Raw genomic sequence first — 22,903 nt, forward strand, 5'->3', positions numbered from 1 at the left:
TCCTGATGGCAGATCCAGAAAGCATGCAGATTCGTCGTTATTTGCTAGATCGTCGGAGCAATCCAAACGCTCCAACAACCCTTGAAGGCCAGCGCGTCTCCTATGAATTGCTTGTAGAAAACTATACCGGCCCGCTTCCTTTGCCCGTAGGTACGCGGGTAGAGCCTATCGAGATAGATAGAGTGCCGGCTGAATGGATATATCCATCTGTCACCGATGCAGAACGCGTGATGCTGTTTATGCACGGTGGGGCCTATGTGCTCGGTTCGCTTAAATCGCATCGCGATCTGGTTGCGCGCCTGGCAAACGAGGCCAGAGTACGAAGCCTGCAGATTGACTATCGTCGCGCGCCCGAACACCCATTCCCAGCGGCATTAGATGATACACTGATAGTCTACCGCTGGCTACTCGCCAGAGGAACAAAGCCGGAGCACATCATTCTTGCCGGAGATTCGGCCGGCGCGGGTCTGGCGCTGGCTCTATTACAAGCTTTACGCGACAAGAACATGTCCATGCCTACAGGAGCTGTACTTTTTTCGCCCTGGACAGATCTTGCCGGCACGGTGGAGAGCCGGTCTACGCGCGAGTCCAGCGATCCTATCTTCACGGGAAAGCTGATTAACTCATTGGGTCCTTTATATGCTGGGAGCGAAGATATTCACAATCCGCTCATCTCGCCAATTAACGCGGATCTGCACGGCTTGCCGCCTCTGCTTATTGAGGTTGGCCGAGACGAGGTTCTTCTTGATGACTCTCTTGTCATCGCGGAACATGCTAGAGCGGCTAATGTTCCAGTCGAGCTTACGGTCTGGGATGATATGTGGCACGTCTTCCAGCAATTCGCTTACGTCTTGCCCGAAGCGCAGCAATCCCTTGAGAAGGCTGGAAAGTTCATTCGCCGCCAGCTCAAGTTGTCTTAGCCTGACTGGTCTTTCTATGAGCGGGCCTTATGTACATATGTGTACCAATGAACGATTAAAAAAATAGCCGATATAATACAGAAGGAGCAAACTAATGCCTAAAGCAGTAAGATTTAATCAGTATGGTGGGCTCGAAGTGTTGCAGGTTGTCGAAGTTGAGCGCCCTGTGCCGGGTCCGGGCCAGCTCCTTGTCAAGGTCAAGGCTGCTGGCATCAATCCAGGTGAAGCCGCCATTCGTAAGGGCTTGCTCGACCAGCTTTGGCCGGCTACATTTCCCTCTGGTCAGGGCAGCGATCTGGCTGGAGTCATTGCCGAGATCGGCGAGGGAGTGCAAGGTTTTGCCGTGGGCGATGAGGTGATTGGTTTCACCAACAAGCGGGCAAGCCAAGCCGAATTTGTTGTCGCAGAAGCTAGCGAGCTTACTCGGCGTCCGCCCAACATTCCCTGGGAAGCTGCCGGCTCACTGTTTGTAGCTGGAACATCGGCCTACGCAGCGATCCACGCCGTTGAAGTGAAACGAGGTGATACTATCGCCGTCTCAGGTGCCGCAGGCGGCGTTGGCTCAATCGTGGTTCAACTGGCTGTAAGGATAGGGGCAAAGGTCATAGGCCTGGCAAGTCCAGCTCATCATCAGTGGTTAAGCGCACATCAAGTCATCCCGATTACCTATGGTGAAGGCGTTGAGGTGCGAATTCGCGAGGCCGCCGGGGATCATCTCGACGCCTTTATCGATACCTTTGGCGCCGATTACGTCGAACTTGCCCTTAAACTTGGCGTGCGACCAGAACGCATCGAGACGATTATCAACTTTGAGGCTGCTGACAAGTATGGCGTCAAGGCCGTGGGACACACGGTCGCGGCAAACGCCGAGGTACTGGCAGAGCTCGCGCAGTTGATCGACAAGGGTGAACTGGAGATCCCGATTGCGCGCACCTATCCCCTCAGCGCTGTGCAAGAGGCGTATCGGGAGTTGGAGCAACGCCATACGCTTGGCAAGATTGTGCTCGTGCCCTGAGCGCTGATGGCTAAGCGCATCCTTTAAAGAGGGATGAGATAATACGTAACGCACAGCAGGGTACGTGTATCAATAGTCCTTAAGAGGTCCGGGTAGTAATATCTAGTATCCGGACCTCTTAGCTACCCGCCTTTTGCGCATCTTTATCTATAAGTTAAACCCGCCTGATCGCCGAGAGGGAATGGAAAGCGGTATCCATTCCCCCTTCCACACCCTCCTCACTCTCTTCTTACTTCCCCAGTATCACAATCGCCCTATTAGATGTGGACTGAATGCGCAGCCTGCGAATCTCTTTATACTCAGGCGAATCATACCAGCGTTTGAAATGTTCTCTATCTTCAAATTCCAGGACAGCCACTCCTTGCGTCTGCCAAATCCCTTCAATTACCTCATGAGGGGCGCTTCCTCCTACCAGGAATTTTACCCCATATTGTTCAAGCGTTGATGCGGCACGTTGGCTATATTCTGCATGCATTTGTGGATCAGTTACTTTCATAGTATCGACAATAAAATAAACAGCCATCTGTTTTTCCTTTCATGCGCTTCTCCTCAGAGGAGAAACTGTTGCCAAATGCCTGGTCTTATGCATACCAGAGCAAAGACATATATCTATGTGCTAGAATTATGCAACCAACAGGATACTGGAACCAGGAGCGAATTTATTCTGGTATAAATGTAACCAGGATGAGGAAGAAACCGATGAATGAGCAAGAGCAACGAGCAGAACTAGCCCGGTTTTTGCGGACCCGCCGTGAGCGTATTTCCCCCGATCAAGCAGGTTTCCCAGCAGGAAAGCGCCGCCGAACGCCAGGGCTGCGCCGAGAAGAACTGGCGCTGGCCGCAGGAGTGGGAACCACGTGGTATACCTGGCTCGAACAAGGACGAGCTATTAGCGTCTCGGCTTCAGTCCTGGAAAGCCTGGCTCGTGTCTTACATCTCAATGAAGATGAGCGCGCCTACCTCTTTCTTCTGGCGCGCGGGCAGTCTCCTACCATTCCGGCTCCCGCAACGCATAGAGCTGACCCGGCTCTCCAACTCATTGTTGAGAACATGGGGATCTATCCATCCTATGTCATCTGTCCTCACTGGGATCTCATTGCCTGGAATCAGGCGGCCTGTCACATCTATGCTGATTTTAGAAAGATATCTGCCCGGGAACGCAACTTCCTCTGGTTTCTCTTTACCCATCCACAACCCCGCACCCAACTGGTCAACTGGGAAGAAGATGCGCAACGCACACTGGCCCTCTTTCGTACCAGCACGCAGCGCTATATCGGAGAAGCATGGTTGAGAGAGCTGATCAGGGATCTGGGTGAGGCGAGTCCAGAGTTTCGTGAATGGTGGCCACTTTACGAAGTGCAAGGAATGCAAATGCGCCCGATGCACCTTATACATCCTCTCGTCGGATCGTTACACCTGCAGGCCACAGCCTTCCAGCTTCCTGATCATCGCGATTTACGCATGATAGTGCATACACCCGTTCCTAACACCGATACCGCAGCAAAATTGACTGCACTTTTAGAAGAGACCTCATAACCAATGCCATCTGAGGAAATTGGCAGAGGCCAGAGGTATGGCTGAGCAAATGGCGCAAAGTAATCTGCTGTGAAAGTCTTGGCTGACTGAGGTGTAGCCAGGGAAGATAGGTCGAGATGTGCAGATCCAGTGTAAGCGTACCCCGTTCAACTAAGCGCATCAAAGCGATACCTACCAACGGCTTGGTGGTTGAGGCAATGCGAAACAGCGTCTGTTGGTCACGGGTATGGCTCCCTTGTCCACACTGGTAAAGCCAAATCCCTGCGTAGATAGTAACGCTTTTTCGTGAACGACGGCCACAGCCACTCCAGGAATCCGATAGGTGTCCATCCATGCCCGAATGCGTCGTTCAATATGATACTTATGCATCATGTTTGCATACTCTGACAGCATGCCCGTTGAGAGAAAAGGAGAGAAAGAAGCGGTACTCGTAGTTCATCCATGTCCTGCCCCTTTAGTTCGTTGCTCACTTTTTCTTCTAATATACCCTGTGTTTCAGCAAGCATCCAGGGCAAGACATCCGTATTTTTATGGACATGGGCAATATGTGGTAGTACGATCACACTAGTAAGCTCTGGGCGAGTCTGTTTCCTGGCCAAGGCATGAGAAGTCATTTTCTTTTCCACAACCGATCAGCTATCATCCCAATGGGTGATGGCTGATCCGGCTTCCCATCCTTCATTGCTCGGACTGATAATTCATATGGAGCGCGCATCTATATCCTTTCCGCCACCTGGAAACGCACGTGCTTTCTGCACCCACATCTTCTATTTATAGCCCAAAAAGAGCGAGGTAGATGGACTCCCAGCGTTTTCCCTCAGTTTTCCTCGCAAAGCCTCAAAGTATGAGGTCACGCTACCGTGAGGCGAATACGGCTTGTGCTGCCTCATCGACCGGAAATAGTGCCGAGACCGCTGGATAGGTTTTACTGGTGACAGAGATATGCATATGCCGCACTCGTATAGGAAGTACCTCGCCGGTGCTCGCCATGCGAGCAAACACTATCTTTGTCGGCGCAACCTCCTGTCTGGTTGCTTCTTGCGACTTTTCCCAGTACTTTTGAAAGTCCACAATCTCATCACAACATTGCTTCACAAGCTGCTGGTACCAGGCATCATACTGGTAGAGCCTGTTATCCTCTTTGAAGTGTTGTAAGGTATACATTACGTGTTGCTGCCACATAGCATATACTTCTGTATCGCGCATGGAGTGCATCCGAATATCCGAGCGAAGGAGGAAATGAAACATCATGCGTTGATGCTGCGGAAGCATATCAAGAGAAGGCAACTCAAGGAGGCGGAGAAAGGACTCGTTCGCAGCCTCGACCCGAAACTTGTGCGTGACCATGATGGCCGGATAGGGCAATGCCTGCATGACCTGCTGCGCCTGCTCCAACGCTTGCCGCAAGGCACCGCCTTCCCACGCCGGCTGTTCAGGCACATATTGGGCTGCGAGCAGGATAGTGTTACGCTCACTCAGGCTACATTCAAGATAGTCGGCAATTGCCATCAGCAGGGAACGGCTCGGCACGCGCTGAGTGCGCCCGATCAGCCAGTTTTTATAGGTCGGGCATACTTCGTCATTGAGTTCTTGTTGTGTAAAACGCTTCAATTGAGGATGGCCCTTCTCGCGATAGTCTTCCTGGCGCTTGTAGCGCACAGCTTCAATGGCTGCGAGCAGTTGATGGAACACATGAGCCTGCTCTTTTGAGGGCGCACTCTCCTCTTTTATCGCAGATAGCGGTAATTGCATCTTTTCCTCATATAATTTTCTCTCGAATTCATACGAAATATGAAATAACCGAGGCCGCAAAGTCAAGCGTATTTTTACTCTTGGTAAAACATTTGCTTCCTCCTATACTATTCCCAGAAAGCAAATTTGCTATATAAAGAGAGGAGAAGAACAGATGAGTTCTATACGTGCGATAGTAGTTGATCCTGATGTTCCAGGGCGCCTGGCCATCAAAGAGGTAGCAGCGCCCCAGGCTGGCCCCTCGGAAGCGCTTGTTAAGGTGGAGGCCATTTCTTTGAATAGAGGAGAGGTGCTGGGTGCCATGTACTTCGATGCGGGTTGGCGACCCGGTTGGGATCTGGCCGGAACTGTCATCAAACAGGCTGCGAATGGGACCGGGCCGAAGGCCGGGAGCCGGGTGGTTGGTATGATTGCTGCTGGTTCATGGGCCGAGCAGGTGGCGGTTCCTACAGACCTTATGGCAGAACTTCCAGACAACGTTACGTTTTCTCAAGCGGCTAGCTTACCTGTTGCTGGATTTACTGCGCTCTGTGCGCTTGAGAAGGGGGGATTTCTCCTGAACAAGCGCGTATTGATTACCGGTTCCACTGGTGGGGTAGGACTCTTCGCCCATCAACTCGCCAGGCTCAGCGGTGCCTATGTCGTAGGTACTGCTCGCCAGTCTCGCCACGAGGCGTTAGTACGCGAAGCGGGAGCCAATGAGGTGATCGTGGGGGATGATCTCGCACCAGCGCAAGCCTACGGCCCTTACCACCTGGTTATCGAGTCGCTTGGTGGGAAAGCACTCGCCACCGCTCTCTCTCTCCTGGCACCCGGAGGAATCTGCGTCACGATAGGCTGGTCAGCAGCGGCAGAGGCCACAATAGACGTTATGAATCTCGTGCGAACCGGAAGAACTACCCTCTACGGGCTGAACGGGGGCACAGAATTAGTGAGCAGTACGCGATCCGAAGATCTTGCCAGGCTCGTGCAGTTGGTAGCCAGCCAGAAATTGAATACATATATTGAGGTGGAGGCTTCCTGGCACGATATCGGTGAGATCGCGCAACGCTTGCTGCAACGACAATTCACAGGTAAAGCTGTTCTACATCTTGCGTAGATTTTCCTTCCAATACAATCACCATCGAACCGACCGAGACGGGGCTTTGGAGCGAGCAAGGCACCCGCCAGAGGTCGTCCTTGCGTCCTCTGGCTCCTCCTTCGCTGGGGGAGCGGAGATAGCTGTCAATAATGCTCTCACAGATTTGCTCCAGTTCAGCACTGACTACCCGATCTTCGGAGTGAGGTGCATAAGCTTGTAAATATTCCTCTAATCTAATAAGCTCTGTCTATGTCTATTTTATCTCAAATGGGCCATAAGTGAAAAAATCCTCGATGATTCTATTGTCCTCATAGATCAGTTGCATCTTCTTTATTTCGTTGCGCGTAAACCATTGAACAGCCTGTCTTTCTGAGAGCGTTATATCCTTCAGCGAGATGTCAACATAAGCCCAATAAGTATGCTCTTTGCCATAGCTACGTTCGGCCTCTGTAAATAATGAGACATACTTTAATTCCAAACCAAGCTCTTCCCTTATTTCTCGTAAAATGCACTCCTGTGGAGTTTCCGGCTCCTGAATATGGCCGCCAGGAAGTGCCCACATGTTCGGATAGGGAATGGTTGATTTATCATCTCGAAGTTGGAGCAGTACAGCACGATGCTTATTTAGAAGAATAATATTGGTACCATGGATTCTCATATATTCATCCTGTTCCATTATAGGTGAGCTAGAGAACATTTCTTCTAGCTTGATAAGGTGAGGCTTCAAAGATCTCTGTGAAAGCATCACTACTCTTATGCAACCTTTGTTGAGCTAAGAAGATCACACGATGGATCTTGTCAAGTAGTGCAGGATAACGCTGACCACATAAATGTTCTAGCTGTGTAGCTTGCCGTATTGCCTCACTGGGATCAAGAAGGATGAGGACATTGTGCTTGCGAGACTTGGACGACGAGCACTTCAAATCCCGGTAACTCAATGCTCATTCCTTGCCAATCTATCATTTGGTCAAGAGCTTGTTTTGCATAATTTTCTCTTCTAGCAAGACTGATATCCTTCTGTACATGGAAGGCAAATCGCTTATACCCCTCTCCTTGCATATATTTTATGTGGTATAACGCTTGATCACGATCTTCCGCAGGCATATCAAGACCCTTTGCGAGCCTGGTCTAACCGCTCTATCCAATCCACTTAGGGCTTTCCACTGCTACAATAAGGGATTGTTAAAGGGGCGTCGCGATCAAGCGAATTGGCCCTTAACTGGGGGACCATCTCCTGGGGAGAGGTAATGGGGCGCGAGCTACATTACCTCTTCACCATACCTCAGTCGGCACAAAAATGAGAATGGAAATAGCCCTCTAACTCGATTACAGGGCGCTCATGCTTCCATTTTGCTTTAATGCCCTGGTAAGTGTTAATAATTTTATTGTAATAAAGCTTTGATCCAGCTTTTTTAGCCAGAGTTGCAGCTATCAACACCTGTGCGCAACTAGCTTCCAGGTCACCTCCCAAAGCAAGAGCTCTTGCTTGATAATAGGCAAGGTCAACCCGCGTAATAGGATCAGCAAGAGGATCAGGCAAGTTTTTCTCAACATACGAGAAGTTTTTATACGCTTCCTCGGGCTGGTTCAATGAAAGCCGCGCTTGCCCTTCCCCAAATACATACAGTGAGTAGCGAGTAATACGCGTGTAGTTAAAAGCTGTATCAAGTTCTGGCTGTAGAGGATAGTGCTCGTGAGCCAGGCCAATATAGGTAAATGCTTCCTGACGCTGTTGTAGCATCGCACATACCTCGGCAAACCCAGCGTAAACACGACCCCGCAAAAGTGGTGTTATACCATCTACAAGAGGTAAGGTTTGTTGATAGGCCTGGAGCGCTTTCTCTAATTGAAGAGTATGGAAAAACAAATTTGCACGTCGTATAAGCGTAGCAACCTGCAAATTTGTATTTTCGGCATACTGGGCGTAAAGTAAAGCTAGTTGATTCGTTTCCTGGGCAAAGTCGAAATTCTCTTGATCGATGGCATGCTCACAAAGGAGCTGGTAAACCTGTGAAGCTAACGCACATGCCTGTTTTTGGATTGGAGAAGATAGCTGAGCTAATAACGCTAAATGGAAACGATAGACTGGCAAAAGAGACATTACATACTGTGTTTTTCCCTCAAAATAGAGATCCCAACAAGCCGAAATCCCTTTTGCATACTCTGACAGCATGCCCGTTGAGAGAAAAGGAGAGAAAGAAGCGGTACTCATAACGAAAAGTTGCTGCAGTAAGTGACGGCGTTGTTCATCCATGTCCTGCCCCTTTAGTTCGTTGCTCGTTTTTTCTTCTAGTATACCCTGTGTTTCAGCAAGCATCCAGGGCAAGACATCCGCATTTTTATGGACATGGGCAATATGTGGCAGTACGATCACACTAGTAAGCTCTGGGCGAGTCTGTTTCCTGGCCAAGGCATGGATCTCCTCTGAAAGCTCCAGCCCTTCCTCGTCGAAAAAGTGCCGTGCCTGCTCATAGTACATCTTTGCCTCGCTTAGCATCCCAGCACGCTGCAAAAACGTCAGCAATGAGCCCAGTACTGCCTCATCCAACGGATAGAGTTCGGCCAGTTCGCGATAGGTCTTCTCGGCATGCCAGAGCATGTGGAGCTGCTCATAGGCATGGCCCAGGGCCAGATAGCAGCTTTTCTTTTCCTGCTCCACCCGCGCTAAGATGGCATAACGCCATTGACCCGTTTCACCTTCCAGCGGCTCTCCTCGCCCATAGAGTGCGTGAGCCTGTTCCAGGAGCGCAAGCGCCCGGGCTCCTGGCAGCCGCTCGGCTTCGTGAAGCAAGTTCTCAGCAGCCTCTAGATCGCTCCAAAGCGTGGTTTGATCGGCGAGATAGTAGCTCACCGCATTGCCTCTAAGCGCTTCTTTGCCGATGGCGTGACGGATCTTATAGACGGCATCGCGTAGATAGCGATCTGTTAAGTGGGGATCTTTCTCAGGCGGGAGGACATCCCGTATGAGGCGTTCGCGGGGTAGACATCTTCCAGGAGCACAGAGCAGGCGTTTGAACATCGGACGCGCATAGGTTTTGTTCCCCATCTCCTGCTCCGCCGATGTCCACGCCCCTTGCTCGTCGCGCTTCTCCAATCCAAAAATGCCAAGCAAGCAGACATGTACCAGTGGAGAAGGTTCATCTTTGTCTCTCATCTTCCAACCCTCATAGCATGAATATATGTATTTCACTATCTCTTTGTGAGTGTAGCACATTCTCGTAAAGTTTCCAACTGTTCTTTTATTGCGCTAGTCCTCACGATAGTACACACGATATCCATCTTGTCTTGCTCGGACTATGCTTCTTATGGATCTATGGAGAGCGCTTCATGGATCGACTTCGAGCAAAAAGGATGTGTGAGGAATCATGAATCAACATCAAGGAAATATTGCTGAGTCGCAAGATACTACCCTGACCCAGATTCTCTGGGCGCTACAACAGCTCAATCGGGCGCACCAGGCCTATGCGCTCACCTTGCCAGCTGAGCTGCGGCGGCAGATCGCCAGCGTTTTCAGTCTCCACTATCGCTGGCTCTTGCGCCAGCGCGTCAATTTCGGCTTTGACATTTCTCAGCAGCTCTATTTCTTGCATCTTCCAGCCATCACACCGGAGGATAACAACTAATGTGCAGAGATGAAGGATCAGGCGAGAACATTCAGGAACAGATGCACCCACAAACAGCGGAGCCACAGCCCAGCCAGGTAGCCCAACTGCGCGCCCAGATAGATAGCGAGCTGGCCGCCATGCAACAAGGACTCAGCGGGCTGGCCTCGGGCACGGCACGCCATCGCATTATCGCCGCCAGATTGCGCCGCGTCGATCACCTCACAAACCAGATGGCCGGCCACGTCGGCCAGGAAGCGGCTACAGATAGCAGTTGCCAGGCCTATATGCGCGTCTTCAATACCGACGACGAGAAGGAATCGCGGCATGGATGAAGGATTTGAGCTCGTTCTGTGGACGCTCAATGCTACCTTTCGTCTTGGCAACGTCACCCAGGATATTCCCATGATGAAAGGCTCATTTGCACTCTACGATGCCTGCCTCGCCTATTTGAAGCTGCATCGGGTCGCCCTCGTATACAACGAGGAAAAGGACTTGTACGTCTTTATCGATCCACAGACGGACCAGGAAGTCTCTTCGCCCATGCTTAAAGAGGAATAAAACTTACGCTTTCGAGCGCTCGTTAAGAGGTCCCGGCCTTGATAGCTGTCGGGATCTCCTGTATCAGGGCAAATTCAAGATCTCGAAAAGATTAAAAAAGAGCCAATTCTTGCTAGAAGAGGAAAGCAGTTAGTTGCGTGACGCCTGAATAGGAGTGATCTATAGTTCCTTATAGCCCTTGTTGCATTTTTCCTTCCTGTCTCGTCTTTCTATTCAGGGAGGGAAAAAGTATGGCAGATATGCAACATCTTATCAAAATTGGGCAAGGCGTAGATGAATGGAATAGATGGAGAAAAATGCATCCAGAAGTAGTGCCCGATCTCGATGAGGCTAAGCTGAACGGAGCAACATTGAACAACGCAGATCTAAGCCACGCTCACTTGCGGAAGGCCAAGCTAGAGGGTGCAAGCCTGAACCATGCTAACCTATGGGGTGCTGATCTGCGAGAGGCCAATTTGAGTGCAGCTAAGCTAAGAGAGTCAACGCTAAGCGAGGCGGATTTACGTGAGGCTAAGCTAGAGGATACAGATCTGAACTACGCTGACCTGCATCACGCTAAGTTGAGCGAGACTGATCTGAGCAGGGCTAAGCTGGACAAAGCCGATCTGAGGGACACCGATCTACGCCACGCTACGCTTACTAAGGCCGTCCTGAGCGAAGCATTGCTTAGTTACACAAATCTAAGTCAGGCTACGCTAAGCGAAGTCCTATTGGACTATGCTAAATTGAGCAGGGCCAATCTTAGCCTGGCAGATCTGCGTAATGCAGATCTAAGCTATGTCGATATGAACAATGCCGATTTGAGTAGAGCTGATCTGAGCGGGGCTAATCTTAGCAAAGCCGCTTTGAATAACGCTTGCCTGATTCAGGCAAAATTGCAGGAAGCCGATCTGAGCGGTATCGATCTGAGCTATGCCAATTTGAATAATGCCGATTTGAACAATGCAGAGCTGAGCGGAGCTGTTCTGAGTAGGGCAAAGTTGATCTCCGCTCAGTTGAAAATGGCTAATCTAATCGCAGCTGATCTGAGTTATACAAACCTGAGTGGGGCCGATCTGGGCAAAGCTGACCTGAGCGAGGCTAAGCTAACCATGGCCAGATTGAGTGGGGCTAATCTGCGAGAAACAAAGCTGAGAAGAGCACATCTTTACAAAGCCGACTTGAGCGAGGCAGAGCTGAACGAGGCCGACTTGAGCAGAGCAGATTTACGCCATGCTGACCTAAGCAGAGCAGATCTAAGTCAGGCTAACCTGAGCTGGGCCAGACTTACTGGAGCCAACCTGGAGTACGCAAATCTGCTGGGATGCGATACCTTTGGCATCTCAATCAAGCAGGCCAATCTCAAAAACGCTATTTATCGTGGCCACTTAGGTGGTTTCAACTTCCTCTAAATAAGCAAGCATCTGGTTGCTAAGCTGAAAAGCGCCCCATCCCCTGTTGTTGGGCAGTCGCGTGGGTTGGCTACTGCCGTTCCTCACTCCATCTGAAGTATTCTTGTTCCCAATTGTTATTTCGCGTTTCCCTGCTTCGTGGTAAATGCCCTACACCATGTGAGCAACTTTTTCCCTGAAACATGAGCAGTTGCCCCGAATGTTGAGCAATAGGATCATTGATCGACTGGATAGCTCCTCTAGAGGCGAAGCACCGTGTATCGTTTTTGTCAATTCAGTGTGTGCTTTTCGCTATGATCCTGGTTCTCTTTCCCCCTTGAGCAAAAAGACAAGTACACTTGACATCAACACCATCATTCGCTATAATAAGACAAGTATACTTGACAAAAAGGAAACTTTGCTTTACATCTAGGCGATGAGAAGCATCTCGAAAGGAGAGTTCTTCTATGAATCAGTCAGCTTCAAGGGACCAGTCGATTTCAAAAACCTATGTGCGCGAATTTCTTACAGCGATGCTCACCTATGCGGTGGTTCTTCTTGTCTCAGTCTCTTTGCTGAAACAGGGTCCGTCCCAAGCCTGGTGGCACATTCCGCTGGCATTGACTCCGATGATCCCTATCTTCTTTGCGTTGCGGGCGTCTCTGCGCTTTTTTCATCGGGTCGATGAATTGCAGAGGCGTATCCAATTGGAGGCGTTTGCCTTGAGCTTTGGTGCCACCTGTGTTGTGGCGTTCAGCTACGGTGCGCTTGAATATGCCGGTTTTCCAGCCTTGAACTGGACCTGGGTTCCTTCTCTCATGATGACATTCTGGGGGATCGGCGTAGCCATCACATCACTACGGTATAAGTGAGCCAATGGAGGGTGTGATGAAAAACCGATTGAAAGTGTTGCGGGCTGAGCACAACTGGTCACAGGCTCAACTCTCCACTTACCTGGGAGTTTCGCGCCAGACCGTCAATGCGCTGGAAACCGGCAAGTATGATCCCAGCCTGCCGCTGGCATTTAAGATTGCGCGCCTTTTCCAGTTGCCTCTTGAAGAAATCTTTCAGGACGATTGTCAATCCCAACAGTAAACTGCCGCTTTTCCAGCAAGTATCCTTGATGGGCAAATTCCCCAAACAGCTTGTCCACCAGGATACTTGCGTGATTTTTACCATGATACTGGTTGTATTTACACCCGGCCCGGAAGAACTGTCCGAACATTCAAGTCATTTTTGCTCATCATTGATCGCATGCACATCTCCTGGAATTCCCAACGAACGGGAAACAAAAGCCGCTTCAGAAGCGCTCTCTCAAGCAGTCAATGGTTGTGCTGCTCAACATTCGGGGCAACTGCTTACATTTGGAGGCAAAAACGGGCCACATGGTAGGGCATTTACCACTTCGCAAGCGAGCCAGGGATTTTCAGACGACGCGGGACACGCATAAACTGCTCTCCTATCAGGGCTTTTCGCTATGGGTCCCGCTCATCATCTTGCTTTAAACGAGGAGGATGTTACGCATTCTTCGCTCTGGAATGAGCCTATAGCTCCTTGTTCTGCGTGCGCTGCTTGCGCAGGCGTGCCCCTAAGCGAAAGGTCAGCACGCTGGCCAGAATGGTAAGCACATAGAAGAGGATAGATGAAATCACTAACACCTGGGAGATGGAAAATGTGTAAATCATAACCAGGCGAATGAGAAATTCGATCGTATAGAAAACACCCCACAGGATCGTGACCGTGCGGATATAGCCCCGGAAGGAGGCAAATTTCCAAGCGGTGTCATAGGCCAACATTTGCTCTTGATCGTTGCCTACCGTGAAGTAGCGGATGATATAGAACCAGATGGGCTTTGGGAAAATCAGCGAGATCAGGCAGATGACACCGAAGAGCACCGTCAGAAACGATTCGCGGATCAGGAAGAGTTTGGCATCACCCGTCATGAAGCTCAGGCCGATTGAAAGCACAATCGTAATCAGCATGAAAGCTCCCAGCACATCCACACTGCGCTGCCGGATCAGCGTGATGATTGTCCAGATCAGGGCCGGCAAAGCCGAGAGCGCCAGAGCAGTCACATCGGAGGCCGCAGTAAAATTCTTCACAAGTTGGTAGACGACGATAACGCACACGCCATTGAGCAGGATGCTGGGCCACAGACCAATGATCAAGCCCAGCAGCGAGGGAGACTTCAACGACTGGGCCAGCTCAGCATCGTTGGCCGAAGGGTTATATGTAGTTGGCATGATGTTTTTTCCTTTTTTTGTGTTTCTCGCATGAACCAGCTTACCTATGGCTTTCCAGCTCTCGATCCTCACCGTCGTCGGTCCGTGGAACAAGCCAGAACTGGAAAGCCCGCATTTTATTTTGGCAAAAGCAAGGTAGGATTGCGCGGAGTCAGGATATCCTCCATCCGGGTGGCAATGCCTTTTTTGAATTCCGGCGGATAGATATAAAAGCGCTCCTCGCGAATAGCCGCAAAGGTCATGTCGGCGAGTTGTTGGGGCGACATTCCCGCGCGAATGGCCTGCTGAATTAGTTGTCCAGCCTCCCGTTCTTGTTGCGACAGCTGCTCTTCGCTGGCAGTGTGCGTATCTGGCGCGTTCTGCAGGCGGGCCGGGCGATTGCGTTCCGCGTCCTGAATGCGGGTATTCACGAAGCCGGGGCAGAGGATTGAGACTCCAATGCTTGCCCCTCTAAGAGTCAGTTCATGATAGAGAGTCTCGGTCAGGCTCACGACCGCATGCTTGCTCGCCATGTACACACTCAAGCCAGGGCTAGAGGTGAGACCCGCCATTGAGGCGGTATTGACAATGTAGCCCTCGGCTCCGCTTTCGAGCATGCGCGGCACAAAGGAACGAATGCCGTGAACGACCCCGTAGAGATTGACCCCCAGGACCCATTCCCAATCGGCAAGTGTGCTCTCCCAGGCGGATTTGCCTGCTCCAACCCCCGCATTGTTAAACAACAGATGCACCGCCGAGTAAGTTTCGTAAGCTTTCTGCGCAAGCTGCTCTACCGCTGCAGCCTGCGACACGTCAGTCTGTACGGCAATGGTCTCGGCGCCTGAAGCGGCGAGCTCCTGGTTGGTTTGCTGAAGAGCTTGCTCCTCGACATCAGCCAGGACTACCTTCATGCCCTCCTGGAGGCAACGCTCTGCCAGAGCGCGCCCAATACCACTGGCTGCACCGGTGACCACGGCAACTTTTCCCTGAAAGGTCTTCATACGCTATTCCTCTTTATTCTCTCTTCTTCAAACATGTTTGTTGTTTCTCTGCCTTCGGTTCAACCATTCGTTAAACTCGATGAGTAAAATATAGCCGACAAAAGCTGTGAACGCCTGTCCCATCAGTCACGAATCACAGGCCTATTCCTGACGCCTCTCTGCTATGACCTGCGACCTAGATCATATAGGCCTATGGTCGCGAGCACTATATATATTCACGAGCAGGCCTAACATTAGAGAGCAGAAGAACCGTCGTCTGGCTCTTCTGTGCGAAGAGTCTCGTTTGTCTCAAGAGAAAGCAAGCGCAAGCCGAGGCGGCGAACGGTGAGTAAGACGCCATAGAGTGCGGCCTGGTCGGGCAAGGCCCCGCTGAGCAGGGTTGTCCCTCCAGGCTCATGCGTGATGTGCAGATCCTCAAACCACATCTGCCAGGATGGATCAAGATGCTGAGTGATGCGAATGCGACAGTGCAATTGATCGCCTCCTTCCCGATACTCCTGCCCTCTGGCAATAGTATAAAGAGCAGGAAGGTGATTTTACTTCACCCTTTGGGGCGATCTGTGGGATGAGAAACGGGAGCACGTTGGGAATTAGAGCAGATGAAGATCACGCGCACGCGCAAGTGCCTGGGTACGACTGCTCACCTGCAGCTTGTTATAAAGATGGCGCAAATGCGTTTTGACTGTATTGTGAGAAACCACAAGGATCTGCGCCATCTCTTGCGTCGAGCGGCCTGCGGCGAGCAGGTGCAACACGCGCTGTTCCCGGGCTGTGAGCGGTTCCAGAAGCAACGGCTGATCCAGAAGACGCGCCCGAGGTGGCCTTTGAGCTACCTGCTCAGGCGTGGGAGCAAGCTGTGACGCATTTCGTAGCATGGCTCGTTGGCGCTTTTCCTGGGCAAAGGCGGCCAGCAGCGTCGCGATGTAGGAGCCCGGGATAGGGGCAATCTCGTTCTCCTGGTTCCCTGACGTATCGAGCAGGCTTTGCAGCAGCTTTTGCATCGGCTCACCCATATCCAGGTAGACGCGTAGGTGGCCCTCACATCTTGTCAGGTGCAGCAAACGCCGAACCGCCGCTTGCGCAAGTTCTTGTTTCCCCATCTGGTGGAGAGCCGTGGCAGAGAGCGCGAGAGACGCAATGGTATCTTCGACATTTTCTGCGCGATCAAGATACTTGCGAAACGCTTCAAGGGTGGCGAGCGCCTGGCCGTATTGCTGCCTGACCAGCTGTACGCGGATCAGTGTGAGCACGCCTATATTCTGTGAGTAGTCCCAGTCAGCAGGACTAAAGACCACCTGTCTCGCCCAGGCATTCGCTGCCTCCATGTTCCCCTCAGCCAGCCACAAACGTACCTGGACATTGGTCTTCCAGAAACGAAAGGTTCCGCGCTCTTCCCACAGTCTGAACGGTTCCTCCTCCAACACCTCATTAGCGGCTTGCAGATTGCCTGCGGCGATTTCGAGTTCGACCAGGCTCCTATACCCCCATACCATATGATCCTTCTGCTGCCAGGCCAGCGCGTCAGTGATCGCCTGGCGGAGAAGCGTACGGGCCTCATCCAGATGATTCCATTCCAGGTAAACTGATGCCAGACAAATAGAAAAGTAGCCCGCCAGGTAAGCGCGCCCCTTGACATGCTCAAGCAGAGCCAGCGCCTCCAAGCTCTCCCGTTGGGTCTGGCGCAACAGCCCGGCTTTCAGAGAGGCCAGCGCCAGCCATTGCTTGACCTTGATGAGGGCAAAGCGATCCCTTGACATGCTCAGCCGTTGCTTCATTTCCAGGAGCCGTGGCAAAAGCCCCACGCCTTCTCCTCGGAAAGTATAGTGATATACAAAGGCGCAGGAGAGGGGGATCATTTGCCAGAAAATCTCATCATCAAGCTCCATCTGCATTCCCTGTTGGACCAGGCGCATAAATTGCTCAAGGTCATAGCTTACTTCTGCGATCAGCATCTCGCCCATCAAGCGCAGCAGGCGTATGCGTTGGCTAAGCAAGCGATGCTGGAGGAATAAGGGCTCTTGCTGCTCTTCCTCAGTTCCTAGCGCGGCTTCCTCAACGCGGATGAGCAGGCGCTCAACTTGCGCACGGATTGGGCTGATCTGGGCTTTCGAGGTATGCGCATACGAATTCAGCAGGTACCAGGCGGCCTTGAGGACAAAGCCAGCATGAGCCCGAATCATCTCATCAGGCAACGCCATGATCCAATGGAAGAGCGCCTTCACCTCTCCATGCAACCAGAACTGCTCAGCCCTTTCTTCTATCAAGCGTGCCGCGCCAGCGTAATCGGCGGCAGCCAGGCGCTGGGAAATCGCCTCGCTCCATTCGCCCTGCTGTTCATACAGGCTCGCCGCCCGTAGGTGCAAGGGCCGCACCAGTTCTGGCCGCGTCGCGCGCAAACGTGCCAGCAAAGCTTCGCGAAAGAGGTCATGCAAGCGATACCAACGCCGTTCTTCATCGAGTGGCACTAGAAACAGGTTCGCCTTTTCCAACTGCTCTAGCATCTGCTGACAGGCCTGGAGATCGGCCTGTGCCGTAACTGCCTGGCAGAAAGCTGCTGACAAGCGAGGCAGAATCGCACAATGGAGCAAAAAGTCCTGAAGCGGCTGCTCAACATGCGCCAGAATATCTTCCTGCACATAGTCCATCAAATAACGGTGACTGCCCATAAATCCGCGAATAAAGCTCGCACGATCCTGGGCATGCGAGAGCGCGAGCGCCGCCAGGTGCAGGCCCGCGATCCAGCCTTCAGTGCGCTGGGCCAGCAAGGCAATCTCTTTCGGGTCAAGCGGGAGCGCCATCGTCCGGGTCAAAAACTGGCCTACCTCCTCCTCTTGAAAGCGTAGATCGGCATCGCGCAGCTCAAGGAGCCTTCCACGCGCTCGCAAGCGCGCCAGAGCAAGGGGCGGGTCAGTCCGACTGGCCACAATGAGGTGCAGGTGGGCTGGCAGATGCTCAAGCAGGAAGAGCAGCGAGTCATGGATGGCCTGCTCTTCAATCACCTGGTAATCGTCAAGGAGCAGAAAGGTCGGGGTGCTCTGCACGCTCAGGTCCTGAAGCAGCAAGGCCAGGATCGTCTCCAGAGAGGCAGGCTGCGGCGAACGCAAGAGAACCAGAGCGCGCTCACCCACCAGGGGAGAAGTGGCCTGGCTGTACCTCAGTGCGGCGATGAGCGCCACCCAAAAACGTACCGGGTCATTCTCCTGCTCACTGAGCGAAAGCCAGGCCATGGGGTTGCCAGAGCGGGCAGCCCACATGGAGAGCAGCGTGGTCTTTCCCCAGCCTGCCGAGGCCGAGAGCAAGGTCAGCCGATGGAACCGTGCTGCATCCAGCCGGGTGAGCAGCCGCTCCCGCACCACCAGGGAGGAGGCGAGCAGCGGGTGAACCAGGCTGGTCGTAAGCAATGGCATATCAGGCAGCACAGCGGGCTCGGTAGCATCTTGCGAAGCTGCACGCGGAGCGAGGGTAGAGGCAATCGTTTCCAGATGCGCAAAAGTCACCCTGGCAGGCTGGCCGAGGTAGCGCTTGCTGGTGCGCTTGCCAGCTGTACGAGAGGCATACCAGTACTGGCTAGCATTTCGGCGCACTTCTTTATAGACGTTCAGGTGACCGGCAGCTCCCCGGAAGGTAAACGCCGTCACCGTCGCTAGCCAGGTCTGCCAGGCATCCGTCTCTTCTGAGAGAAAAACCCGCTCAAGCTGGCCCTGGGTAGACAACTCATACCCGGCGTGCTCCTGTGACCAGGTGAGGATATGCTGTGATGTTTTAGGCATCCTGCCCCTCTTTCGTGAATCGTGTTCTTCCCAACTTAGTACACATCCTCCCCAACACGGAAGAGTATATCACACAGAAGCCAGCTCATCTCCGCTCAAAAGCGGCAAGGTAAACCAGAAAGTCGCGCCCTGGCCCGGCACACTCTCAATGCCCACACTGCCCTCATGGCGAGCGATGAGGGTCCTGCAGATATGCAAGCCGAGCCCCATACCCAAACTAGAGCCACTCTTGACAACAATGCCGGGAGCCTGGTAGAAGCGTTCCCAGATGCGCTGTTGTTGCTCGCTTGATAGGCCTGGCCCCTGATCGCGCACCCATAGACGCGCATAACGTTTTTGCACCGAGAGGCCTACTTCCACAGGGGCCGAAGCTGGCGAATATTTCAAAGCATTGGAAAGATAGTTTGCGATGACCTGGCCGATACGTGCGATATCAGCCAGCACCATCACTGGATCATCAGTGGTGGGCAGCGAGAGCGTGATGGTACGACTTGGCGCGCTCGCTTGATAGTCAAGCACGATTTCACGTACCAGAGGCACCAGATCGCAAGGCTCTAACGATAGTTCTAGTTTGCCAGCCTGAATGCGCGAGACATCCAGCAAATCTCCAATGAGCCGTTGTTGGATATCGGTCTGGCGCAGAGCCCGCGTCAGCAGTAGTGAGAGATCTTTGAACTCCTGCCTGGTAGTAACGATGGAGAGCTCGGGATCAGAGAGCAACCGCTTGAGGCGCCGCTGGGCCAATTGTAGATTACCCTTCATTGCCGTGAGCGGATTACGCAGATCATGACTGGCCATGCGCAAGAACTCATCTTTACGCTCTTCGAGCTGTTTTTGTTCCTCAATCTCAGTATTAGCACCAACCCACATCACGATGCTACCTTCGTCGTCGCGAATCGGTACAGCCCGACTGACATGCCAGCGATAGACGCCATCGGCCCGGCGAAAGCGATGCTCACAGTAAAAAGGTTCACCAGTGGCGAGAGCCTGTCGCCAGCGGCGCAAATTTTCTTCAAGATCCTGCGGATGAATGAATCGGGTCCAGCCCCAATCGCGAATTTCCTCAAATGTTAAACCAGTAAACTCAGTCCACTGAGGATTAAAATAATCAACATCGCCATTTGGCCTGGCCGTAAATATCTTCTGCGGCATAGCTTCGGCCAGAAAGCGTAAACGGGCCTCGCTCATTTTCAGGCGCTGGCGAGCATTCACCTGCTCAGTCACATCCACAGCATGCACCAGAATACCTTCGACCTGGCCGGAAGCTGCGCGAATCGGTTGGTAGACAAAATTGAAATAGACATCTTCTAGCCGGCCCGTATTATCCCGGTCCAGTTTGGCGCGAACTTCAGTACCTACAAAAGGCTCGCCCGTCGTATATACCCGGTCCAGCAGTTCATAAAAGCCCTGTCCATTAAGCTCGGGTAAGGCCTCGCGAATCGGTTTGTCAAGAATATCGCGTTGCCCCACGAGTTGCAGATAGAGCGGATTGGCCAGTTCGTATATATGTGTCTCGCCACGCAACAGACAAATAATAGCCGGCGCTTGCATCAGGAGAGCATAAAGGCGTTCCCTGGCCTGCTCTGCCTCTCGGCGCAAACTTGCGATATCCAGCCGAGCCGCTACACGCGCCAGCAACTCGCGCGCCGAGAACGGCTTAACCAGGTAATCTTCAGCCCCGGCCGCCAGCCCTTCGAGGGTGGCTTCCTCCCCGGCACGTGCCGAAAGCAGCAATACGGGAATGCGCGCAGTCAATGGATCAGCCCGCAAGGCTTTGAGCATGGCAAAACCATCCATTTCTGGCAACATCACATCGCTAATAATCAGGTCAGGCAAGGTCTCGCGGGCCAAGGCCAGGGCAGCTTTGCCATCGGCAGCCAGCTCCACTTGATAGGTAACGTGTAGCAAACGCTGCAGATACGCGCGCATATCGGCATTATCATCCACCACCAGCAGCCGGCTGCGCGCCCCAGAGGATACCACAGCCCTGGCCTGAGATGGCGATAGGAAGGCATCGCCATCTGGAGACGCGTCAGTTTTCCTTCCGTTATACTCAGATGCTGGCAGCCAGCTTAGAACCTCTTCCACATAGGGATCGGCTAGCAGCGCCGGGGACGCTTGCTGATATTTCCTGACCCGCTGTTGCGCCGGCACATGGCAGAAGCCTTCTGGTAAGCGAATCGTGAAGATGGTTCCTACGTTTTCCTGGCTCTTCACGGTAATGCTACCGGCATGCAAACGGACCAGTTCCTGTACGAGAGAGAGACCAATGCCCGAACCCTCCTGACTACGGGCCTTACGCGCCTCGGCGCGGTAGAAGCGTTCAAACAGGTGCGGCACGTCTTCGGCGCGTATGCCAATGCCGCTATCCTGCACTGTCAGCTCAACGCCATCCTCAATAGGTGAGAGAGCCAGGCGAATAAAACCCTTGAAAGTGAATTTAAAGGCATTGGAAAGCAGATTGAGCACGATCTTTTCCCACATCTGCCGATCCACCCAGATAGGTTCAGGCAGCTTTGGGCAATCCACAAGCAATTGCAGGCCAGCGCGCTCGACTGCCGAGCGGAAAGCACTGGCCACATCCATTGTTAGCTCAGCAAGATCGGTTGGCTCATAGCGGGCCTCGGCGCGGCCGGCTTCAATGCGCGCAAAATCGAGCAAGGTGTTGACTAGCTTGAGCTGGCGCAGGGCATTGCGGCGCACCATCTCGACCTGCTCTCGCTGCTCTTCATCGAGAGGGTGTAAACGATCAGCCAGCAAGGACTCCAGGGGTCCGAGCGAAAGGGTGAGCGGCGTGCGAAACTCGTGGCTAATATTGCTGAAAAAGGCAGTTTTGGCGCGATCCAACTCGGCAAGCGCCTCAGCCCGCCGTCGTTCTTCTTCATGAGTGCGAGCATTGGAGATTGCGGCCGCCAGGTGCGTCGCAACCAGCTCAAAGAAGCCGCGATATTCTTCATCGAAGGCATGGTGAGGACTGATCCCGGCCACCAGCAATCCAGCGAGCGGAATATCGCCAGCCCGAGCAATAGGCATCAGGCAAGCTTGTTGGATAATCTTATCCTGCAGACAAGTGCGAGGGTCCAGGTAGCTAGCAAATGCGTCAAAGATGACAGGCTGCCTGGTCTGTATCACCTGGAGGAAAGGAAGAGAAGCGCGCTCCGCTGGCTGCTCGTCAAGGGAAAGTAAGGCCTGGCCCTCTAGCATTGACGAGTTGAGGCCAGTCGCCCCTATCAGTCTGGCTTGCTTGCCTTGAGCATCAAGGAGATAGAGCAGAGCAAACGGTAAATCAGCACTACCCAACTCCAACGCGGCAAGAGCTGAGCGACAGGCATCTTCGATAGAGTGAGCATCGCTTGTGCCGGCAGCCAGATTTCGCAGCAGTTTCAGGCGCCGCTCGCTTACAACCTGCTTAGTCGTTTCCTTCACCGTGCAGAGGATGCCACCAACCTTACCAGTCTCATCGTCGATAGGACTATAGGAAAAAGTAAAGAAAGTCTCCTCGACATAGCCATAGCGATCGAGGAAAAAGGCCTGATCCTCTGACCAGATCGCCTCACCTCCGGCCAGGATTTGCGCAAACATGGGCTCAATGACATCCCAGATTTCCGCCCAGCAGTCACAGGCCCGCTGACCCATCGATTGGGGATGCTTGGCTCCTAGAATCGGGCGAAAGGCATCATTATAGAATTGCACATGTTCGGGACCCCACAAAATAAGCATAGGGAAGCCAGAGGCCAGACACATACTGATAGCGGTACGCAGGCTCTGTGGCCACGCGTCAATAGCTCCAATAGGGGTTGCCAACCAATCAATGGAACCAATTAAGGCTCCCATCTCGCCTCCCCGGCGGGCGAGGGCTTCAACGAAAGAGTGGAGTGTGGAATTGCCTGCCTGCTGATCGCGCATATGAGCTTGGGTCTGTATTTCCTCTGGTTGCTGCTGCACTTCAGTCATTAGCTTCCTCCTCGGGCTCTCGCTTCCGTGCCAACTGGCCTCGCGGCCCCCTCCCTTGAAGTGAGAGGCGAAAAATAAGTTAGTTCGCCCATTTCTGTAAGCTGGTAAAAATTCTCCTG

22 protein-coding genes are annotated in these 22,903 nt (G+C 52.7%); 11 read left to right on the top strand and 11 right to left on the bottom strand.

All coding sequences use genetic code 11. From position 1 onward, the window contains the following. The first annotated feature begins 5 nt into the window (after positions 1–5). Positions 6–920 carry an alpha/beta hydrolase gene (locus tag EPA93_RS02640; RefSeq protein ID WP_165422826.1) on the top strand — a complete coding sequence of 305 codons (915 nt, stop codon included), beginning with the start codon at positions 6–8 and terminating at the stop codon, positions 918–920. A 94-nt stretch (positions 921–1,014) separates the two neighbouring features. Next, positions 1,015–1,935 carry an NADP-dependent oxidoreductase gene (locus EPA93_RS02645; RefSeq protein ID WP_129885545.1) on the top strand — a complete coding sequence of 307 codons (921 nt, stop codon included), beginning with the start codon at positions 1,015–1,017 and terminating at the stop codon, positions 1,933–1,935. Positions 1,936–2,164: 229 nt separating this feature from the next. On the opposite strand, the gene EPA93_RS02650 is transcribed toward EPA93_RS02645, so the two are convergent. After that, positions 2,165–2,458 (bottom strand): DUF1330 domain-containing protein, encoded by a 294-nt coding sequence (locus tag EPA93_RS02650; RefSeq protein WP_129885546.1) that lies wholly within the window; start codon positions 2,456–2,458, stop codon positions 2,165–2,167. A gap of 176 nt (positions 2,459–2,634) precedes the next feature. Between EPA93_RS02650 and EPA93_RS02655 the strand changes: the two genes are divergently transcribed. After that, positions 2,635–3,471 (top strand): helix-turn-helix transcriptional regulator, encoded by an 837-nt coding sequence (locus tag EPA93_RS02655; RefSeq protein WP_165422827.1) that lies wholly within the window; start codon positions 2,635–2,637, stop codon positions 3,469–3,471. On the opposite strand, the gene EPA93_RS50805 is transcribed toward EPA93_RS02655, so the two are convergent. After that, on the bottom strand, positions 3,419–3,805 hold the full coding sequence (locus EPA93_RS50805) for a serine hydrolase domain-containing protein (RefSeq protein WP_129885548.1): 387 nt from the start codon (positions 3,803–3,805) through the stop codon (positions 3,419–3,421). The two genes, EPA93_RS02655 and EPA93_RS50805, sit on opposite strands and share 53 nt — an antisense overlap. Before the next feature lie 521 nt (positions 3,806–4,326). Further along, positions 4,327–5,223: an MmyB family transcriptional regulator gene (locus EPA93_RS02665; RefSeq protein WP_129885549.1), complete on the bottom strand. Its 897-nt coding sequence runs from the start codon at positions 5,221–5,223 to the stop codon at positions 4,327–4,329. Positions 5,224–5,377: 154 nt separating this feature from the next. Here EPA93_RS02665 and EPA93_RS02670 point away from each other — a divergent pair, with 154 nt between their 5' ends. After that, positions 5,378–6,322, top strand: a complete 945-nt coding sequence (locus EPA93_RS02670) for a zinc-binding dehydrogenase (protein ID WP_129885550.1) — start codon at positions 5,378–5,380, stop codon at positions 6,320–6,322. Positions 6,323–6,557: 235 nt separating this feature from the next. Here EPA93_RS02670 and EPA93_RS02675 read toward each other — a convergent pair whose 3' ends face one another. The 3 genes from EPA93_RS02675 to EPA93_RS02685 form a co-directional block, all read right to left on the bottom strand. Then, positions 6,558–7,049, bottom strand: coding sequence for an NUDIX hydrolase (locus tag EPA93_RS02675; RefSeq protein ID WP_242527555.1), 492 nt, complete (start codon positions 7,047–7,049; stop codon positions 6,558–6,560). A gap of 125 nt (positions 7,050–7,174) precedes the next feature. Beyond that, positions 7,175–7,408, bottom strand: a complete 234-nt coding sequence (locus tag EPA93_RS02680) for a hypothetical protein (protein WP_129885552.1) — start codon at positions 7,406–7,408, stop codon at positions 7,175–7,177. Positions 7,409–7,586: 178 nt separating this feature from the next. After that, entirely contained in the window at positions 7,587–9,458 is a 1,872-nt protein-coding gene (locus EPA93_RS02685; RefSeq protein ID WP_165422828.1) for an AfsR/SARP family transcriptional regulator, read from the bottom strand. Between the two features lie 211 nt (positions 9,459–9,669). On the opposite strand from EPA93_RS02685, the gene EPA93_RS02690 reads away from it, so the two are divergent. The 7 genes from EPA93_RS02690 to EPA93_RS48180 all read left to right on the top strand — a co-directional run bounded on the left by EPA93_RS02690 (position 9,670) and on the right by EPA93_RS48180 (position 13,342). Further along, positions 9,670–9,927: a hypothetical protein gene (locus tag EPA93_RS02690; protein WP_129885554.1), complete on the top strand. Its 258-nt coding sequence runs from the start codon at positions 9,670–9,672 to the stop codon at positions 9,925–9,927. Then, a complete protein-coding gene (locus EPA93_RS02695) occupies positions 9,927–10,241 on the top strand; it encodes a hypothetical protein (protein ID WP_129885555.1) in 315 nt (104 codons plus the stop codon). Before EPA93_RS02690 ends, EPA93_RS02695 begins: the two co-directional genes overlap by 1 nt. Further along, positions 10,234–10,467, top strand: a complete 234-nt coding sequence (locus tag EPA93_RS02700) for a hypothetical protein (protein WP_129885556.1) — start codon at positions 10,234–10,236, stop codon at positions 10,465–10,467. Before EPA93_RS02695 ends, EPA93_RS02700 begins: the two co-directional genes overlap by 8 nt. Before the next feature lie 230 nt (positions 10,468–10,697). Then, on the top strand, positions 10,698–11,858 hold the full coding sequence (locus EPA93_RS02705) for a pentapeptide repeat-containing protein (RefSeq protein WP_129885557.1): 1,161 nt from the start codon (positions 10,698–10,700) through the stop codon (positions 11,856–11,858). 446 nt (positions 11,859–12,304) lie between these two features. After that, complete coding sequence (locus tag EPA93_RS02710) at positions 12,305–12,709, top strand: hypothetical protein (protein ID WP_129885558.1); 405 nt, start codon at positions 12,305–12,307, stop codon at positions 12,707–12,709. A gap of 16 nt (positions 12,710–12,725) precedes the next feature. Then, the gene (locus EPA93_RS02715; RefSeq protein ID WP_129885559.1) at positions 12,726–12,932 is read left to right on the top strand and encodes a helix-turn-helix transcriptional regulator; all 207 of its coding nucleotides are present in this window, start codon (positions 12,726–12,728) and stop codon (positions 12,930–12,932) included. A gap of 236 nt (positions 12,933–13,168) precedes the next feature. Further along, positions 13,169–13,342 (top strand): hypothetical protein, encoded by a 174-nt coding sequence (locus EPA93_RS48180; protein ID WP_165422829.1) that lies wholly within the window; start codon positions 13,169–13,171, stop codon positions 13,340–13,342. 39 nt (positions 13,343–13,381) lie between these two features. Here the strand turns inward: EPA93_RS48180 and EPA93_RS02720 are convergent, their stop codons facing one another. The 5 genes from EPA93_RS02720 to EPA93_RS02740 form a co-directional block, all read right to left on the bottom strand. Continuing rightward, on the bottom strand, positions 13,382–14,080 hold the full coding sequence (locus EPA93_RS02720) for a VC0807 family protein (protein ID WP_129885560.1): 699 nt from the start codon (positions 14,078–14,080) through the stop codon (positions 13,382–13,384). Between the two features lie 116 nt (positions 14,081–14,196). Then, positions 14,197–15,060, bottom strand: coding sequence for an SDR family NAD(P)-dependent oxidoreductase (locus tag EPA93_RS02725; protein ID WP_129885561.1), 864 nt, complete (start codon positions 15,058–15,060; stop codon positions 14,197–14,199). Positions 15,061–15,293: 233 nt separating this feature from the next. After that, entirely contained in the window at positions 15,294–15,533 is a 240-nt protein-coding gene (locus tag EPA93_RS02730) for a hypothetical protein (protein WP_129885562.1), read from the bottom strand. A gap of 117 nt (positions 15,534–15,650) precedes the next feature. Next, entirely contained in the window at positions 15,651–18,830 is a 3,180-nt protein-coding gene (locus EPA93_RS02735; RefSeq protein WP_129885563.1) for a winged helix-turn-helix domain-containing protein, read from the bottom strand. 69 nt (positions 18,831–18,899) lie between these two features. Continuing rightward, entirely contained in the window at positions 18,900–22,784 is a 3,885-nt protein-coding gene (locus EPA93_RS02740) for an ATP-binding protein (RefSeq protein WP_129885564.1), read from the bottom strand. Positions 22,785–22,903 lie beyond the last annotated feature (119 nt).

The organism is Ktedonosporobacter rubrisoli (assembly GCF_004208415.1).
GTDB lineage: Bacteria > Chloroflexota > Ktedonobacteria > Ktedonobacterales > Ktedonobacteraceae > Ktedonosporobacter > Ktedonosporobacter rubrisoli.